Source organism: Romboutsia sp. (assembly GCF_051659545.1).
Classification (GTDB): domain Bacteria; phylum Bacillota; class Clostridia; order Peptostreptococcales; family Peptostreptococcaceae; genus JBOFOR01.
Genome location: NZ_JBOFOR010000144.1, coordinates 1 through 2072 on the forward strand (window position 1 = coordinate 1; position 2072 = coordinate 2072).

Sequence of the window (2072 nt, forward strand, 5' to 3'; positions counted from 1 at the left end):
ATAAAGTAAATTTTTCAAAAATTTCTTATTTTGATTTAAATAGCACCTCTTGATTTTAAGTTTCATATTATATAGTAGTTATACTTATACTATTTAAATTAAAGCTTAAAATTTAAGGAGGTGCTATTTTGGATAATAATATATTTAACTTATTATTAGTTATAATAACTTTAACTATAACTACTGTAGGTAGCTTTCTAATAAATTTAATTAAACAAAAAATTGGTTCTGATAAAACTAAAACTTACTATGAGCTTGCAAAACAGGTAGTTATGTCTATTGAGCAGTTTAATCCACTATTATCTGGTGTTGATAAAAAAGCTTTAGCTATATCAAAACTTGTAGAACTTACAAATAATAAAATTACTGCTCAACAAGCTGATATCTTAATTGAATCTGCTGTATATGAAATAAAAAAAATATTTAAATAAATCAAGTAGCTTATACTCTTGGGATTTTACCTATCGTTGAGGTAATATAATTAGTAGAAATTAAAGGTGGTTATGAGTTTCCACATGGTATTTAGAAATAAGCTCGCAACTTTAGTGCGAGCTTATTTTTTTATTCAACTTCTCTCAATGTTTCTATTATACTCGCCTTACTTTCTTTATTAAAAAATATCATTGGTATAACTAATGCTATTATTAGTAATATTGGAAATGCTATTAATCCTACAATAAAACTTAATCCATAACCTACTATTTCATAAGATTTTTTCTTTATTGAAAATATTTCTTCCTTCTATATTAGTTATTTTCTATTTCCCATACTATACTAACACTTTCATTATGGCTAGAATCCTCTGACATAATATTAAAATCACAACTGCTTTTACATATATTTACTTCCTCTAAATAATCGTATCTTCTGTTAAACACCTCCTGTTCTCCAAAATTATATTTAACATCTTGTATATTCCCTAACTTAACATCCAATCCAACTGCTATAATTTTTGCATTTTTCTTTGCTTTATCAATTGCTATTTTTAAGGCTTCTTCTTTTATTATACTTTCATCTTTAAGCCCAAAACTTATACTCACCCTTGGTGTAAATTCATTGTCATTTAACATACTTAATATTCTATTTATTAAATCACTATCATTGTCAATTTTTATGTCTATTTTATGTTCTCCTCTATAATCTACAAATATATATTCCTTTAAATCATTATCATATACATTATGTGGACTAACATAAAAGTCTTTTGTAGTTAAGTAATCTTCATTTATTTTTATATTTTTTAATTGGTTTAGTATAGCGCTTACCTCTTCATTTAATTCTTTTACACAATTTTTGTAAACTTCATTAGTTTTCATTACTTTAAAGCTTATTGTGCACATATCCGGTTTCATAAAGCAACTTGCTTCACCTTTTATACTTATAGTTCTCATCATATTTCCTCCATAGGTTTGATTATCTTTATACTACTATGGTATTATTTAGTTAGTAAAATGTCTTGGACTGACAGTCCAATTTTTTTGGAGGGGTATATGAATTTTTTAAAGGATGAATTGTATATTGAAAATATAACTAGACTTTATGAGAATTACTTATCTAAATTTAAAAAGAATAAAAGTCGTTTTTATGATATTGATAAATCTAATCAATCCGAGGAAATTGAAGACTTTAATGAAATTAATAGTTTAGATATATTTGAAGAACTTGATTGTAATCTATGTGATGATGACCAGTTTTTTCTAAATAAACTTCTCTCACCAGAAGATTACCTTAGTAGCCTTAGTAGCCTTATAAAAGAAAAGGTTGATTACAATTTTAAAAATTTATCACATTATGGAGTAGACCGAAGTTATTTAAATAGAATATTAAAAGGTAATTCTCCATCTAAAAATACTCTAATAAGTATTGGTTATTTTCTCAACCTAAATTTAGAGGAAATGTCTGAACTACTTAATGTTTATGGATTTGCCTTTGGTAATTCAACTGATGATAGGGTAGTGTATTTTGCTTTTAGTAATCGTTTTAAATATAATCAATTTCTTGAATTTGTAGATTTACATGGTTCTAACTTTTTGAAGAAGTTTTTTTCTAAATAATAATAATATATAATTATT

Annotated in this window: 3 protein-coding genes; 2 read left to right on the forward strand and 1 reads right to left on the reverse strand. The window is 24.9% G+C overall.

Going from position 1 to position 2072, the window contains the following annotated elements:
* Positions 1-128: 128 nt before the first annotated feature.
* Positions 129-431: a phage holin gene (locus ACRC03_RS08255; protein WP_438652088.1), complete on the forward strand. Its 303-nt coding sequence runs from the start codon at positions 129-131 to the stop codon at positions 429-431.
* Between the two features lie 315 nt (positions 432-746).
* Here ACRC03_RS08255 and ACRC03_RS08260 read toward each other — a convergent pair whose 3' ends face one another.
* Positions 747-1394, reverse strand: a complete 648-nt coding sequence (locus ACRC03_RS08260; RefSeq protein ID WP_438652089.1) for an SIMPL domain-containing protein — start codon at positions 1392-1394, stop codon at positions 747-749.
* A gap of 96 nt (positions 1395-1490) precedes the next feature.
* On the opposite strand from ACRC03_RS08260, the gene ACRC03_RS08265 reads away from it, so the two are divergent.
* The gene (locus ACRC03_RS08265) at positions 1491-2054 is read left to right on the forward strand and encodes a hypothetical protein (protein ID WP_438652090.1); all 564 of its coding nucleotides are present in this window, start codon (positions 1491-1493) and stop codon (positions 2052-2054) included.
* Positions 2055-2072: the final 18 nt, after the last annotated feature.

Coding starts and splice junctions, on each gene's coding strand:
- ACRC03_RS08265 (WP_438652090.1), top strand. CDS start 1,491: ATGAATTTTTTAAAGGATGAATTGTATATTGAAAATATAACTAGACTT.
- ACRC03_RS08260 (WP_438652089.1), bottom strand. CDS start 1,394: ATGATGAGAACTATAAGTATAAAAGGTGAAGCAAGTTGCTTTATGAAA.